Below are 13,141 nucleotides of genomic sequence, written 5' to 3'. Positions count from 1 at the left end.
ATCACGGCGACGCGACCGTGTACGAACGTGAACACCACGGCCCCCTCCCCGCCGGGACCGGGTGCGCTACGTCCAGTCCCGCCCGGACCGGCCCCGCTTGGTGTCCGAGCGCTGCTTCTTCTGCCGCAGCCGCCGCTCGTTGATCCCGCGCGGGATCCGGGTGGGCCGGCGCGGCCTGGGCGGCGGCGCGGTGGCCTCGGCGAGGAGAGCCGCCAGGCGTACGGCGGCGGCCTCGCGGTTGCGCCACTGGGAACGGTGCTCGGAGGCACGGACGGACACGACGCCGTCGACCAGCCGCCCGGCCAGCCGCTCCAGCGCCCGCTGCTTCCACACCTCGGGCAGCGCGGTCGTCCCGGCCAGGTCGAACCGCAGCTCCACCTGTGAGTCGCTGGTGTTGACGTGCTGCCCGCCGGGCCCCGACGACCGCGAGAAACGCCACATGAGCTCGGCCTCGGGGAGCGAGACGGAGCCGCGGACGACATAAGGACCAGACATGCCGTCCATGGTCCCGCCTCTGTCCGGTCCACGTCACCCGAATATCCGGCATTCGGGCATTCGGGCGATCGGGTAAAGAAAGTAAAGACACCTGGAACCTTCGGTACGTCTCTCGGCGTTCATAGGGGTAGCTGTAGCTTCGTGCCGTACGAAGCCGCTTCGCACCGAGGGAAGGGACTCCCAACAATGGCTGTAAGCCTGTCCAAGGGTGGCAACGTCTCGCTCACCAAGGAGGCTCCGGGCCTGACCGCCGTCACCGTGGGCCTCGGCTGGGACGTCCGCAGCACCACCGGCACCGACTTCGACCTCGACGCCTCCGCGATCGCGGTCAACACCCAGGGCAAGGTCTACTCCGACGCCCACTTCGTCTTCTTCAACAACAAGCAGACCCCGGACAGCACGATCGTCCACACCGGCGACAACCGCACGGGTGAGGGCGCCGGCGACGACGAGGCGATCAACGTCAACCTGGCGGGCCTGCCCGCCGACATCGACAAGATCGTCTTCCCGGTCTCGATCTACGACGCGGAGACCCGCTCGCAGAACTTCGGCCAGGTCCGCAACGCCTACATCCGCATCGTGAACCAGGCCGGCGGCGCCGAGATCGCTCGCTACGACCTCTCCGAGGACGCGGCGACCGAGACCGCCATGGTCTTCGGCGAGCTGTACCGCAACGGCGCGGAGTGGAAGTTCCGCGCGGTCGGCCAGGGCTACGCGTCCGGTCTGACGGGCATCGCCCAGGACTTCGGCGTCAACGTCTGAGTCCCACGCGACCGCACGGAGCCCCCGGCCACCCGGCCGGGGGCTCCGGCGTGAACGGGCCGCCGCCGTCCTGCCGCCCGACCGGCCGGACAGGTCCTAACCTGCGCCCATGCGACTCGACCCGCTCCGCCTCACCCCCGACCACGACATCCCGGGCCCCCTCCTCACCGAACTGACCGCGCTCTACGCGTCCAACCGTGCCTTCCACGCCCTCAGCGGCGACTTCCCCGACCCGGACGACGTCCGTCCGGAACAGGTGGCGGCGGCCCTGGCCGCCGAGTTGGCGCAGCCGGGCGTGGAGGTGTCGCTGGCGCGCGGCGAGGGCCGGCTCGTCGGGGTGGCCGTGACCCTGGCGCACCATCCCGACCCGGCCGACCCGGACCCGTGGATCGGGCTGCTGATGGTGGACGCGGGAGTGCAGCGGCGGGGGTACGGGCGGGAGCTGGCGGCGGCCGTCGAGGACCGCTTCCGCGCCGCCGGCCGTACCGCCGTACGCCTCGCCGTCCTGGACGACAACCCTGCCGGCCTCGCCTTCTGGACCGCCCTCGGATACGAGGTCGTCGACCGGAGGCCTGACCGCCAACTGGGCCGCCCCTGCGCCGTCCTGCGCAAACGCCTGCGCACCCCGCGCCCGGCCGGCCGCGTCGCCGTGCTCGCTCCCGACGGCTCCGTCCTCCTCTTCCGGTACGACGACGCCGAGGTCGGCGTCCACTGGGCGCTGCCCGGCGGCGGGCTGGAGTCCGGCGAGTCGCCGCGCGAGGGCGCCCTGCGCGAACTGCGCGAGGAGACCGGCTGGACCGACCTGGAGCCGGGCCCGCTGCTGTGCACCTGGGAGCACGACTTCACCCGCTTCGACGTCCCCGTCCACCAGACCGAGCACATCTACGTCGCCCACGGCCCGCACCGCGAGCCGACCGGCCCCGGCCTCGCGGACGCGCACGCGCGGGACGGGATCCTGGGCTGGCGCTGGTGGACACGGCAGGAGCTCGCCGAGGAGCGGGAGCCGGTCCGGCCTCCGGAACTGGCCCGCCTGCTGGACGAACTGGAGGCGCTGGACGGGCCCGACGGGCCGAGCGGGGACTGATCCGCCCCGAAGCGGGTGACGGCGGCCGACCCTCAGCCGTCAGCGGGCGTCACGGGGGCACGGCGGCACGCAGGCACGCAGGCACGCAGGCACGGGATCAGCAGTCAGCGGTCAGCGGTCAGCGGTCAGCGGTCAGCGGTGTGCCGGCTTCCCGTCCCCGTACAGCCAGTCCTTCCAGATCCCGCTGAAGTCCTTGCCGGGCGCCTGCTCCTCCACATACGCCGTGAACTCCGCCGTGTCCGCGTTGCCGTGCCGGTGCGCGGCCGCCCAGCCCTGGACGATGTCGTAGAAGGTGTCGTCGCCGACGGTCTGCCGGATCTTGTGCAGGACCATCGCGCCGCGCCAGTAGACGGGCGGGTCGGAGATGTGGGCCGCGTCGGACGGTTTCCCGGGCGGGAACGCCCAGATCTCCTCGTTCTCCTGCGCGTCGTCGAAGTAGTCGCCGTCGTAGAGCGCGTCGAAGGCCTCCTGGACGCTGTCGCCGCCCTGGTCCTCCTGCCACAGCAGTTCCGCGTACGTCGCGAAGCCCTCGTTGAGCCACATGTCGCGCCAGGTCTTCGGCGTGACGGAGTCGCCGAACCACTGGTGGGCGATCTCGTGGACGAGGGTCTCGGTGTCGACGGTGCCGGGGAAGACCGGGCGGCTCTGGGTCTCCAGGGCGTAGCCGACGTCGTCGGCGCGGTCCACGATCACGCCGGTGGAGGAGAAGGGGTACGGGCCGAGGTTGTACTCCGCCCACTCCATGATCTCGGGGATCTTCGCGACCACGGCCCGGCTGTCGGCCGCGCGGGCCGGGTCGACGGCGACGTACACCGGCAGGCCGTCGTCGGTGGTGGTGCGGGTGACGTCGTAGCGGCCGATCGCGACCGTGGCCACATAGCTCGCCATGGGTTCGCCGACGTGCCAGCTGAAGGTGGTGCGGCCGCCCGCGGTCTCCTCGTCGGTCAGCTCTCCGTTGGACACCGCCGTCAGCCCCTTCGGCACGGTGACGGCGATGTCGTAGGCCGCCTTGTCGCAGGGGTGGTGGTTGCCGGGGAACCAGGCCATGGACCCCGTCGGCTCGCCGAGCGCGAGCGCCCCGTCGGCGGTGGGCAGCCAGCCCTCCTTGGAGCCGTCCGCGTCGGTGATGGTCACCGGGGTGCCCGCGTAACGGACCCTGACCCGGAAGGTCGTCCCGTCGTCGATGTCGTCGTGCGGGCGGACGGTCAGTTCCTGGCCGGCGCGGCTCCAGCGGGCCGCCTGGTCCTCGACGGTGACCGCCCGCACGTCCAGGCCCTCGAGGTCGAGATCGAAGGCGGAGAGGTCCTGGGTGGCGCGGGCGGTGATGTCGGCGGTGCCGGTGAGGTGGCGGCTGTCGGGGTCGTAGGTGAGTTCGAGGTCGTAGTGGGAGACGTCGTAGCCGCCGTTGCCCGCCTTCGGGAAGTACGGGTCGCGCACTCCGGAGCCGCCCGGGGTGCCGTGGACGCCGCCGCCGCACGCGGTGAGGGCGAGGGCGAGCACGAGCGCGGGAACAACGGGCGCAGATCGGGACATGCCGGCGATCCTATGAGGGCGTGACACCATCACGTACGTGCTCGACATCGGCTACGCCCTCTCCAACCGGTTCCCGGACCCGCCCCAGACGGACTACCGCCGCGCGGACGTCCACGCGCTGCGCCACGATCTGTTCTGCGGCGACGTCTATCTGGCGGACGCCGAGAAGGACCGGGAGTTGTCCACAGCCTGGGGATGGGTGCCGGTGCTGGACTTCGCGTGGGCGCTGTGCGACATCGTGGAGCGGGTCGACCGGGACCCGGCGGGCTCCCGCGCCTCCCGTCCGCAGTTCGCGGAGCTCGACTTCACCGAGTCCACCGACCGCATGCTCTTCGAGCGCCGCTTCGGCTGGGTCGACGTGGAGGCGGACTGGATGCCGGCCGAGGAACCCCCGCTCACCTTCTCCCACGCCGAACTGCGCCGCGAGGCACGGGACTTCCTGCACGACCTGATCGCCGACCTGGTCGACCTGCACGACGACCTCGGCGAGAACCCGGCGATCTGGACCCTTCAGGCCCGCTTCCCGAGACTGCCCTGACCCCGGCACCCGGCTCACCCCTCCACGCGGATCCCCAGCTCCGCCGCCAGCACCGGTGCCAGATCCAGCAGTTGTCCCGTGCTGATCAGCGCGCCCCGCAGCCGGTCCACACCCCGGGCGATCTCCAGCGAGACGGCCCCGCGCAGATCCACGTCCGTCAGGGTCGCCGCGCCGAAGTCCACGCCCTTCAGCGCGCAGTCCACGAACTCCACCCGCTCCAGACGCGCGCCCCCGAAGTCCGGCTCGACCAGGACGCAGCCCTCGAAGACGACGTCCTTCAGCCGGGCCGTACGCAGGTTGAGGTAGTCGATCTTCCCGCCCCGGATCACCACCCGCTCCAGCACGGCGCCGTGCAACTGCACCCCGCCCAGCCGCGCGTCGAGCAGCTCCACGTCCCGCAGGGTCGACTCGGCGAGGTCGGTGCCGACACCCCGTATGCCGGTGAGGACCGAGTCCAGGATCCGGGCGTGGTGCAGCCGCGTCCCGTCCAGCGCGCAGCCCCGCAGCGCGCAGTCCATGAAGCGCGCGCCCGCGCCGTCCTGCCCTGCGAGGTCCCGCTCGCGGAACTCCAGCCCGTCGTAGTCCCCGTCGGGCTCCAGAGCGCCACCCTCGTACGGCTCCAGCGGCGGCAGGCGCAGCTCCGGCCGCCGCGCGCCCTTACGGCCGGTCCCGCCGCCCCCTCCGGCCCTTCCCGTCCCGCTCACACCTGTCCTCGCCATGCCCCCATCCTGCACCCCGCCACCGACACTCACCCCGACCCGCACGGACCCCGACCCACAGGGACCCCGTCGGCCGCGCCGCCCGAGCCCGTCGGGTCCCACCGGGACCCCGCCCCTTGACCTCAAGCACGCTCGAGGTCGAAGAGTGGGCGGCACCCGGACCGCACCCACGCGGCGCCCAAGTGACCCGAACGGGAAGCCCCTTCATGCACGCCATCCGCCTCCACGCCTTCGGCCCCGCCGAGAACCTCGTCCACGAACGCGTCGAGGACCCCCTGCCCGCCCCCGGCCAACTGCGCGTCGCCGTGGCCGCCGCCGGTGTCCACCTCCTCGACACCGCCCTGCGCGAGGGCTTCCGGGGTCCGCTGCCCGAGCCGCCCGTCCTGCCCACCGTCCCCGGCCGCGAGGTCGCGGGCACCGTCGAGTCCGTCGGCGAGGGCGTCGACGGACACTGGCTCGGCAAGCGCGTGGTCGCGCACCTCGGGCTCGCGCCCGGCGGCTACGCCGAGCTGGCCGTCACCGACGCCGGCCGGGTCCACGAGATCCCCGCCGGCCTCGACTTCGCCCAGGCCGTCGCCATGATCGGCACGGGCCGTACGACGATGGGGATCCTCCAGTTCGCCGAGCTCGGCCCCGACTCGGTCGCCGTGGTCCCGGCCGCCGCGGGCGGCATCGGCACCCTGCTCGTGCAGTACGCCAAGAACGCCGGCGCCACCGTCGTTGGCCTCGCGGGCGGCCCGCACAAGGTGGCGCGGGTGCGCGCCGAAGGCGCCGACCTCGCCGTCGACTACACCGAGCCCGCCTGGCCGGACACGGTCCGCGGGTACCTCGGCGGACGGGCCGCCACCGTCGTCTTCGACGGCGTCGGCGGCGCCGTCGCCCGCGAGGCCGTCGCCCTGCTCGGCCCCGGCGGCCGGCACCTCGTCTTCGGCTGGTCGGCGGAGGGCCTCCGGGGCGGCGGCGCCCACCTCGTCGACGGCGTCTCCGAGCAGGTCCTCGGGCCCGCCATGATGCGCAGGGCCGGTGGCCCCGACCCCGTACGCACCCTCGAACTGCGCGCCCTCGCCGAGGCCGCCGCGGGCCGCCTCACCCCCGCCGTCCAGCGCTTCCCGCTGGCCGAGGCCGCCGCCGCGCACCGCGCCCTGGAGACCCGCGGCACGACCGGAAAGGTGGTCCTGGAGCCCTGACCGGCCACGGCCCGCACCGCCCCCGGCCACCCCGGCCACTCCGCCCCCGACAGGTGTCTCAGTGCCGTCCCGCCACCCGGTCCGCCAGCCGTGCCAGCCGTGAGGACCCGGCGCCGTGCGTCTCCCGCTCCCGCCGGTCCGCCGCCCGGTAGGTGGCGTACATCCCCCGCACGCCCAGCCACCGCAACGGCTCCGGCTCCCAGCGGCGGACCCGGTGCCCCACCCACGGCAGATCCGTCAGCTCCGTCGGCCCGCCCGTGCCGGAGTCCCGCAGGACGAGGTCCCGCAGGGTGCGGGCGGCGAGGTTGGCGGTGGCGACGCCCGAACCGACGTAACCGCCCGCCCAGCCGAGCCCCGAGGACCGGTCAAGGGTGACCGTCGCGCACCAGTCCCGCGGCACCCCCAGCACCCCCGACCAGGCGTGCGCGACCCGCACGCCGGCCAGCGCCGGGAAGAAGTCCACCAGGATCTCCCGCAGCGCCGCCACGGTCGCCTCCTGGGTGCGCCCGTCGTTGTCGGTCCTCGACCCGAAGCGGTACGGGACGCCCCGCCCGCCCAGCGCGATCCGGCCGTCGGCGGTGCGCTGCGCGTACATGTACGCGTGCGCCAGGTCGCCCAGCGTCTGCCGCCCGTCCCAGCCGACCGCCGCCCACTGCTCCGCCGTCAGCGGCTCGGTCGCGATCATCGAGGAGTTCATCGGCAGCCAGGTCCGCCGCTGCCCCTTGAGCGAGGCCGTGAACCCCTCCGTGCAGCGCAGGACGTAGGGCGCGCGGACGGTCCCGTACGGCGTGACCGCGTGCCCGGGCCGGATCTCCGTCACCGGCGTCGACTCGTGCAGCGTCACCCCCAGCGCCTCCACGGCCGCCGCCAGCCCCTTCACCAGCTTCACCGGGTGCAGCCGCGCCCCGTGCGGCGTCCACGTCGAACCCACCGCGTCCGCGACCCGGATCCGCTCGGCCGTCTCCCGCGCGCCGTACAGCTCCCGGTCCTTCTCGCCGAACGCCAGCTCTCCCGCGTGGAACGCCTTCAGGCGCGCCAACTGCGCCGGGGTACGGGCGACTTCCAGCACCCCGCCCTTGTGGACGTCCGCCTCGACGCCCTCCTCGCCGACGACCCGGACGACCTCGTCCACGGTGTCGTTCATGGCCCGCTGCAACCGCACGGCCGCCTCCCGGCCGTGCAGCTTCGCGTACCGGTCCCGCCCGGCGATGCCGTTGTACAGCCAGCCCCCGTTGCGGCCCGAGGCGCCGTAACCGCAGAACTTCTGCTCCAGGACGGTGATACGGAGCGACGGGGACGCCTTCTTCAGGTAGTACGCGGTCCACAGGCCCGTGTACCCGCCCCCGACGATCACGACGTCCGCGGACGCGTCACCGGCCAGCGGTTCCCGCCGTGCCGGCAGACCGTCGTCCGCGTACCAGAAGGAGACCCCGCCGTTCACCGCACCGCCGCCCGAGTCGCTCATGGCCGGGACGTTAACTCCCGGGCGCGGCCACTGTCTCCTTCGGATTCCGCACTTTTCCGCGCCCCGCGACCAGCGGACGGCACGCCAGCCCGATCAGCACCGCGACGAAATGCCCGACGTCGGTGAAGGTGCGCCCGGTCACCAGCGGGACCGTGTAGCCGCCGAGCACGCACGCCAGATACAGGTACCGCCAGGGCGACGCGATCCGGTAGGTCAGGACCGCGACCACGCCCGCCAGCGCGTAACTCACCCCGACGTCGAGGGTGTCGACCGCCGAGGCCGGCGCCATCCCGTCCCGGACCGCCTTCAGCAGCGCGCCCTCGCTGATCAGCGTCGCCAGCACGTGCGCGGTCCCGCACACCAGCAGCCAGCGCGGTGTCCCCAGCCAGCGCTCGGCCTGCGCGTGGAAGACGGAGTAGAGCACGACGTACGGCCACCAGAACCCGCCGTCGATCCACATCGCGCTGGCGATCAGCACCCGCACCGGATTGTTCGACAGCTCATGGATGTTCGTCGACCGCTGCCGCAGGAAGTCCGCCTCGAAGTCCGGCGACATGTGGTGCAGGGCGACCGTGGTGACGAACAGGATCCCCAGCCACCCGTAGGTGCCGGGCGCACTGCGGACGTACGCCCACACCCGGCGCACACCGCCACCCCCGCCGCTGTCCCGCATGAGCCGATTCACACCCGCCAGTATCGTCAGTATCGTCCCCATGTGATCGACATCCCGGCGGGACTGGTGGCGGCGCAGGCGAAGTTCAACGGAGCGGCCGGACGCGCCTTCGTCGCCGGGCTGCCCCGGCTGGCGGCCGGCTTCCTGGACCGCTGGGAGCTGCGCCCCGACGGCCCCTCCCTGCACGGCGTCACCGCCCTCGTCCTGCCGGTCCGCCGCGCCGACGGCACCCCCGCCGCACTGAAGATGCCGCTCGTGGACGAGGAGAGCGCCGGCGAACCGGCCGCCCTGCGGGCGTGGGACGGCGACGGGGCCGTACGGCTGCTGCGGCACGACGGGACGACCGGCACCCTGCTCCTCGAACGCCTCGACGCGGCCCGCCCGCTGTCCCGGCTCCCGGACCCGCAGGAGGCGGTCCTCGTCATCGCCCGGCTGCTCGCCCGGCTGACGGCTCTCCCCGCCCCGGCGGGGCTGCGCCGCCTCGGCGACCTCGCCGGCGCCCTGCTGGAACGGGCCCCGGCCGCGCTGGACCGCGTCCCCGACCCCGGGAGCGGCCGGCTCCTCGCCGACTGCGCCGCCGCCGTACGCGAGGTGCTGGCCGAGCCCGGCGACCGGCTGCTGCACTGGGACCTGCACTACGACAACGTCCTGGCCGCCGACCGCGCCCCCTGGCTCGCCATCGACCCCAAGCCGCTCGCCGGCGACCCCGGCTTCGAGCTCCTGCCCGCCCTCGCCAACCGCTACGACCCAGGCGCCCTGCTCCGGCGCTTCGACGCCCTGACCGACGTCCTCGCCCTCGACCGGGACCGGGCCAGGGCCTGGACCCTCGGCCGGGTGCTCCAGAACTGCCTGTGGGAGATCGAGGCCGGACGCCCGCCCCAGCAGACCCAGCTGGAGATCGCGCACAGACTACGAAGCTCAGGCGGGTGAAGCCGACACGGCACCCACCCCGCACGAACCACAGGACCCCAGCGGACCTGCCCGCCCCCGTCCCCAGCCGAACCGCTTCCCCGCCAGACCCCCCGTCCGCGGCCGAACCGCCCGCCGTCCTGCCCCCGCGTCTGCGGGGCGATCCGCCGGACAGGTCCTAGGCTCCCCGCATGATCCGTACCGCGACCCCCGCCGACCTCCCCGTCGTGCACGCCCTGATCCGCGAACTCGCCGAGTACGAGAAGGCTCCGCAGGAGGCCAGGGCCACGCGGGAGCAACTCCACGAGGCGCTGTTCGGCGAGCGGCCCGCCGCCTTCGCCCACATCGCCGCGGACGACGAGACCGGCGAGCCGGTCGGCTTCGCGCTGTGGTTCCTGAACTTCTCCACCTGGCGCGGTGTCCACGGCATCTACCTGGAGGACCTGTACGTCCGGCCCATGGCCCGCGGCGCCGGGCACGGCAAGGCCCTCCTGACGGAACTCGCCCGCATCTGCGTGGCGCGCGGCTACCAGCGCCTGGAGTGGTCGGTCCTGAACTGGAACCGGCCCGCGATCGACTTCTACGACTCCCTCGGCGCCCGCCCCCAGGACGAGTGGACGGTCTACCGCCTGACAGACGAGCCACTGGCCAAACTGGGCACCCAGGAATAGCCCCCGGCACACCCTCGCCACCACGCCGAAGGCCCAGGTCGGAACAGCTTCGACCTGGGCCTTTCCCGGAGCCCCCTGTCGGATTCGAACCGACGACCTTCGCTTTACAAGAGCGGCGCTCTGACCAGCTGAGCTAAGGAGGCCTGCGCGCGCGGAGCACGCGCGTGCCCGTGCAGTGTACCCAGGTCGCGAGAGGCAGCCGGTCGAAAATTGCCGCGAAGTTCACAGTCCTTCGGGTACTGACAGAGTGGCCGGTCGCCAGGTACCGTCCAGATTCAGTTCACTCGTGTGGACTACACCAACCACCTTCCTACAACGGATCGTCCGGCACGTTCCTGCCGGTAGAAGGGGGCCCATCACCATGGCCACTGTTTCGTTCGACAAGGCGACCCGGATCTACCCCGGTTCCGAGAAGCCCGCCGTAGACGCACTCGAGATCGAGATCGAGGACGGAGAGTTCCTCGTTCTGGTCGGTCCGTCCGGCTGCGGCAAGTCCACCTCGCTCCGGATGCTCGCGGGGCTCGAGGACGTGAACGCCGGCGCCATCCGCATCGGTGACCGTGACGTCACGCACCTGCCGCCCAAGGACCGGGACATCGCGATGGTGTTCCAGAACTACGCGCTGTACCCGCACATGTCGGTCGCCGACAACATGGGCTTCGCGCTCAAGATCGCCGGCGTCAACAAGGCGGAGATCCGGCAGAAGGTCGAGGAGGCCGCGAAGATCCTCGACCTGACCGAGTACCTGGACCGCAAGCCGAAGGCGCTGTCCGGCGGTCAGCGTCAGCGTGTGGCGATGGGCCGCGCCATCGTGCGTGAGCCGCAGGTGTTCCTCATGGACGAGCCGCTGTCCAACCTGGACGCCAAGCTCCGTGTGTCGACCCGTACGCAGATCGCGTCGCTCCAGCGCCGCCTGGGCATCACGACCGTGTACGTCACCCACGACCAGGTCGAGGCCATGACGATGGGCGACCGTGTGGCGGTCCTCAAGGACGGACTGCTCCAGCAGGTCGACACCCCGCGCAACATGTACGACAAGCCCGCCAACCTGTTCGTGGCCGGCTTCATCGGCTCCCCGGCGATGAACCTGGTCGAGGTGCCGATCACCGACGGCGGTGTGAAGTTCGGCAACAGCGTGGTGCCGGTCAACCGCGACGCGCTCAAGGCCGCCGCCGACCGCGGTGACCGCACGGTCACCGTCGGCGTCCGCCCCGAGCACTTCGACGTGGTCGAGCACAACGGCGCCGCCGCCGCCTCGCTGTCGAAGGACACCGAGGACGCCCCGGCCGGTCTCGCGGTCTCCGTGAACGTCGTCGAGGAGCTCGGCGCCGACGGCTACGTCTACGGCGCCGCCGAGGTCAGCGGCGAGGTCAAGGACCTGGTGGTCCGCGTCGGCGGCCGTCAGGTGCCGGACAAGGGCGCGCAGCTGCACGTCGTGCCGCGGCCGGGCGAGATCCACGTGTTCTCGACGTCCACGGGCGAGCGCCTCACCGACTGATCCCGCGACAGCACGGATCATCCCGGGATGTTTCACCACATCCCGGGACGGTGATTCCCGGGTAATTCACCCAGGTTGACGAATCGGGCCCCGCAAACCCCTGCGGGGCCCTTTCCGTTGTCGACAAATACCCCGACAAACCACCCGTTTCGAGCGCTGTACGTCAACGCCTTACCCACCAGGGGGCACCAGTTCATCCCCCGAACCGGTGACTAAATGTCGCCAAATCATTACCGGGCGCTACCCTCACACGCGTGAAGCACTCCATCTCCCAACAGACGCGACGCGGCCACCGGGGCCCCGCCCGCCGGATCGGCCGCACCCTCGCCCTCGTCCTGCCCGTCGTCCTGGTGCTCTCCGGGACCCTCGCGGTCACCCGAGTCAACTGGTCGGGGAACCCCTCGAACTCGGTGCTCACCGCGTCCGACGTCTCCGCCGCGGGCCGCACCTCGCACTCCGCGGCCCGCGCACCGCAGGACGTGCTGCGTGACCGGCTGCTGACCGAGTTGCAGGACAAGAACCCCGGTGACGTCCTCACCCACCTCCAGCAGGCCGTCAACGGCCGTCCGGCGCTGGCCGAGCACTGCGTCTCCATCGCCCGCGCCCTCGGCCGGGCCGCGGTCCGCATCTACGGCCCCACGCGCGCCCAGCGGTACGCGCGCCCGGTCTGCGACACCTCCTTCGCGTCGGGGGTGGCGGCCGCCCACAGCTGAGCTCTGACACCCCCGGCCCGCGCCACCGCGGCGACCGGTCGGAAGCGGCTGGTCGAGGATCGATCGCCGGTCCAGGCCACGAGCGGGGCGCCGCGTACAGTTCGGGCATGACCGATCCGCACGCCGCGTCCCGCCCCACGCAAGCCGTCGTCCTGGCCGGTGGCCAGGGCTCCCGGCTGCGCCCGTACACCGACGACCGGCCCAAGCCGATGGTCGAGATCCCCGGCACGGGGACGCCGATCATCGGCCATCAGCTCGTCTGGCTCGCCGAGGAGGGCGTGACGGACGTGGTGGTCAGCTGCGGCCATCTCGCCGACGTCCTGCAGAAGTGGCTGGACGCCGCCGATCTGCCGGTGAACGTCAAGACGGTCGTCGAGACGGAGCCGCTGGGCCGCGGCGGCGGTCTGAAGTACGCGGCCGCCCACCTCCCCCACCCGGACCGGCCCTGGTACGCCACGAACGGCGACATCTGGACCCGTTTCTCGCTGCGCGACATGGCGGACTTCCACACCGAGCGGGACGCCGCCGCGACGCTCGCCCTGGCCCGCCCGCGCATCCCGTGGGGCGCGGTGAAGACGGACGGCTTCGGCCACATCACGGACTTCATCGAGGCCCCGCCGACCACGTACGAGATCAACGCGGGCGTCTACGTCTTCTCCCCCGAGTTCGCCGATCTGCTCCCCGCGCGGGGCGACCACGAGCGGACCACGTTCCCGCATCTGGCCCGTGAGCGCCGCCTCGCGGGCTTCCCGATCCCGCAGGGCGCCTACTGGCGGGCGATCGACACGGCGAAGGACCTCACCGAGGCCGCGCGCGAACTGGCCGCCCTGGGCCGCTGACAGCCCTCCAGGACGCGCCTACGGACGCCCACGGACGCACTACGACGACGGGGTC

At 72.6% G+C, this 13,141-nt stretch carries 14 protein-coding genes and 1 tRNA gene; 9 read left to right on the top strand and 6 right to left on the bottom strand.

The genetic code is table 11. The features are described 5' to 3' along the window. Positions 1-66: 66 nt before the first annotated feature. The gene (arfB, locus tag ACWCQK_RS18165) at positions 67-504 is read right to left on the bottom strand and encodes an alternative ribosome rescue aminoacyl-tRNA hydrolase ArfB (RefSeq protein WP_451156153.1); all 438 of its coding nucleotides are present in this window, start codon (positions 502-504) and stop codon (positions 67-69) included. Between the two features lie 177 nt (positions 505-681). Between arfB and ACWCQK_RS18160 the strand changes: the two genes are divergently transcribed. Together ACWCQK_RS18160 and ACWCQK_RS18155 are read left to right on the top strand one after the other, a co-directional pair. Then, on the top strand, positions 682-1,257 hold the full coding sequence (locus ACWCQK_RS18160; protein ID WP_451156152.1) for a TerD family protein: 576 nt from the start codon (positions 682-684) through the stop codon (positions 1,255-1,257). A gap of 109 nt (positions 1,258-1,366) precedes the next feature. Further along, positions 1,367-2,341: a GNAT family N-acetyltransferase gene (locus ACWCQK_RS18155; RefSeq protein WP_451156151.1), complete on the top strand. Its 975-nt coding sequence runs from the start codon at positions 1,367-1,369 to the stop codon at positions 2,339-2,341. Between the two features lie 132 nt (positions 2,342-2,473). On the opposite strand, the gene ACWCQK_RS18150 is transcribed toward ACWCQK_RS18155, so the two are convergent. Beyond that, positions 2,474-3,874, bottom strand: coding sequence for a M1 family metallopeptidase (locus ACWCQK_RS18150; protein WP_451156150.1), 1,401 nt, complete (start codon positions 3,872-3,874; stop codon positions 2,474-2,476). Positions 3,875-3,911: 37 nt separating this feature from the next. On the opposite strand from ACWCQK_RS18150, the gene ACWCQK_RS18145 reads away from it, so the two are divergent. Beyond that, positions 3,912-4,412, top strand: a complete 501-nt coding sequence (locus tag ACWCQK_RS18145; protein WP_451156149.1) for a hypothetical protein — start codon at positions 3,912-3,914, stop codon at positions 4,410-4,412. A 14-nt stretch (positions 4,413-4,426) separates the two neighbouring features. On the opposite strand, the gene ACWCQK_RS18140 is transcribed toward ACWCQK_RS18145, so the two are convergent. Beyond that, entirely contained in the window at positions 4,427-5,131 is a 705-nt protein-coding gene (locus tag ACWCQK_RS18140; protein WP_451156148.1) for a pentapeptide repeat-containing protein, read from the bottom strand. 206 nt (positions 5,132-5,337) lie between these two features. On the opposite strand from ACWCQK_RS18140, the gene ACWCQK_RS18135 reads away from it, so the two are divergent. After that, the gene (locus ACWCQK_RS18135) at positions 5,338-6,318 is read left to right on the top strand and encodes a zinc-binding dehydrogenase (RefSeq protein ID WP_451156147.1); all 981 of its coding nucleotides are present in this window, start codon (positions 5,338-5,340) and stop codon (positions 6,316-6,318) included. A 58-nt stretch (positions 6,319-6,376) separates the two neighbouring features. Here the strand turns inward: ACWCQK_RS18135 and ACWCQK_RS18130 are convergent, their stop codons facing one another. After that, the gene (locus ACWCQK_RS18130; RefSeq protein WP_451156146.1) at positions 6,377-7,783 is read right to left on the bottom strand and encodes an NAD(P)/FAD-dependent oxidoreductase; all 1,407 of its coding nucleotides are present in this window, start codon (positions 7,781-7,783) and stop codon (positions 6,377-6,379) included. A gap of 10 nt (positions 7,784-7,793) precedes the next feature. After that, positions 7,794-8,456: a rhomboid-like protein gene (locus ACWCQK_RS18125; protein WP_451156365.1), complete on the bottom strand. Its 663-nt coding sequence runs from the start codon at positions 8,454-8,456 to the stop codon at positions 7,794-7,796. 42 nt (positions 8,457-8,498) lie between these two features. Between ACWCQK_RS18125 and ACWCQK_RS18120 the strand changes: the two genes are divergently transcribed. Together ACWCQK_RS18120 and ACWCQK_RS18115 are read left to right on the top strand one after the other, a co-directional pair. Continuing rightward, positions 8,499-9,386, top strand: a complete 888-nt coding sequence (locus ACWCQK_RS18120; protein ID WP_451156145.1) for an aminoglycoside phosphotransferase family protein — start codon at positions 8,499-8,501, stop codon at positions 9,384-9,386. Positions 9,387-9,556: 170 nt separating this feature from the next. Next, on the top strand, positions 9,557-10,036 hold the full coding sequence (locus ACWCQK_RS18115) for an N-acetyltransferase family protein (RefSeq protein ID WP_451156144.1): 480 nt from the start codon (positions 9,557-9,559) through the stop codon (positions 10,034-10,036). Between the two features lie 69 nt (positions 10,037-10,105). On the opposite strand, the gene ACWCQK_RS18110 is transcribed toward ACWCQK_RS18115, so the two are convergent. Beyond that, positions 10,106-10,179: transfer RNA gene (locus ACWCQK_RS18110), tRNA-Thr, on the bottom strand. A 218-nt stretch (positions 10,180-10,397) separates the two neighbouring features. Between ACWCQK_RS18110 and ACWCQK_RS18105 the strand changes: the two genes are divergently transcribed. The 3 genes from ACWCQK_RS18105 (at position 10,398) to ACWCQK_RS18095 (ending at position 13,086) form a co-directional block, all read left to right on the top strand. After that, positions 10,398-11,534, top strand: coding sequence for an ABC transporter ATP-binding protein (locus tag ACWCQK_RS18105; RefSeq protein ID WP_451156143.1), 1,137 nt, complete (start codon positions 10,398-10,400; stop codon positions 11,532-11,534). 254 nt (positions 11,535-11,788) lie between these two features. Next, entirely contained in the window at positions 11,789-12,247 is a 459-nt protein-coding gene (locus ACWCQK_RS18100) for a hypothetical protein (RefSeq protein WP_451156142.1), read from the top strand. A 107-nt stretch (positions 12,248-12,354) separates the two neighbouring features. Continuing rightward, entirely contained in the window at positions 12,355-13,086 is a 732-nt protein-coding gene (locus tag ACWCQK_RS18095) for a nucleotidyltransferase family protein (RefSeq protein ID WP_451156141.1), read from the top strand. Positions 13,087-13,141: the final 55 nt, after the last annotated feature.

This window comes from Streptomyces sp. NPDC002306 (assembly GCF_053593435.1).
The sequence above is the reverse complement of the archived record's forward strand: the minus strand, read 5'-3'. Positions and strand labels throughout refer to the sequence as shown.

Coding starts and splice junctions, on each gene's coding strand:
- arfB (WP_451156153.1), bottom strand. CDS start 504: ATGGACGGCATGTCTGGTCCTTATGTCGTCCGCGGCTCCGTCTCGCTC.
- ACWCQK_RS18160 (WP_451156152.1), top strand. CDS start 682: ATGGCTGTAAGCCTGTCCAAGGGTGGCAACGTCTCGCTCACCAAGGAG.
- ACWCQK_RS18155 (WP_451156151.1), top strand. CDS start 1,367: ATGCGACTCGACCCGCTCCGCCTCACCCCCGACCACGACATCCCGGGC.
- ACWCQK_RS18150 (WP_451156150.1), bottom strand. CDS start 3,874: ATGTCCCGATCTGCGCCCGTTGTTCCCGCGCTCGTGCTCGCCCTCGCC.
- ACWCQK_RS18140 (WP_451156148.1), bottom strand. CDS start 5,131: ATGGCGAGGACAGGTGTGAGCGGGACGGGAAGGGCCGGAGGGGGCGGC.
- ACWCQK_RS18135 (WP_451156147.1), top strand. CDS start 5,338: ATGCACGCCATCCGCCTCCACGCCTTCGGCCCCGCCGAGAACCTCGTC.
- ACWCQK_RS18130 (WP_451156146.1), bottom strand. CDS start 7,783: ATGAGCGACTCGGGCGGCGGTGCGGTGAACGGCGGGGTCTCCTTCTGG.
- ACWCQK_RS18125 (WP_451156365.1), bottom strand. CDS start 8,456: ATGCGGGACAGCGGCGGGGGTGGCGGTGTGCGCCGGGTGTGGGCGTAC.
- ACWCQK_RS18115 (WP_451156144.1), top strand. CDS start 9,557: ATGATCCGTACCGCGACCCCCGCCGACCTCCCCGTCGTGCACGCCCTG.
- ACWCQK_RS18105 (WP_451156143.1), top strand. CDS start 10,398: ATGGCCACTGTTTCGTTCGACAAGGCGACCCGGATCTACCCCGGTTCC.
- ACWCQK_RS18095 (WP_451156141.1), top strand. CDS start 12,355: ATGACCGATCCGCACGCCGCGTCCCGCCCCACGCAAGCCGTCGTCCTG.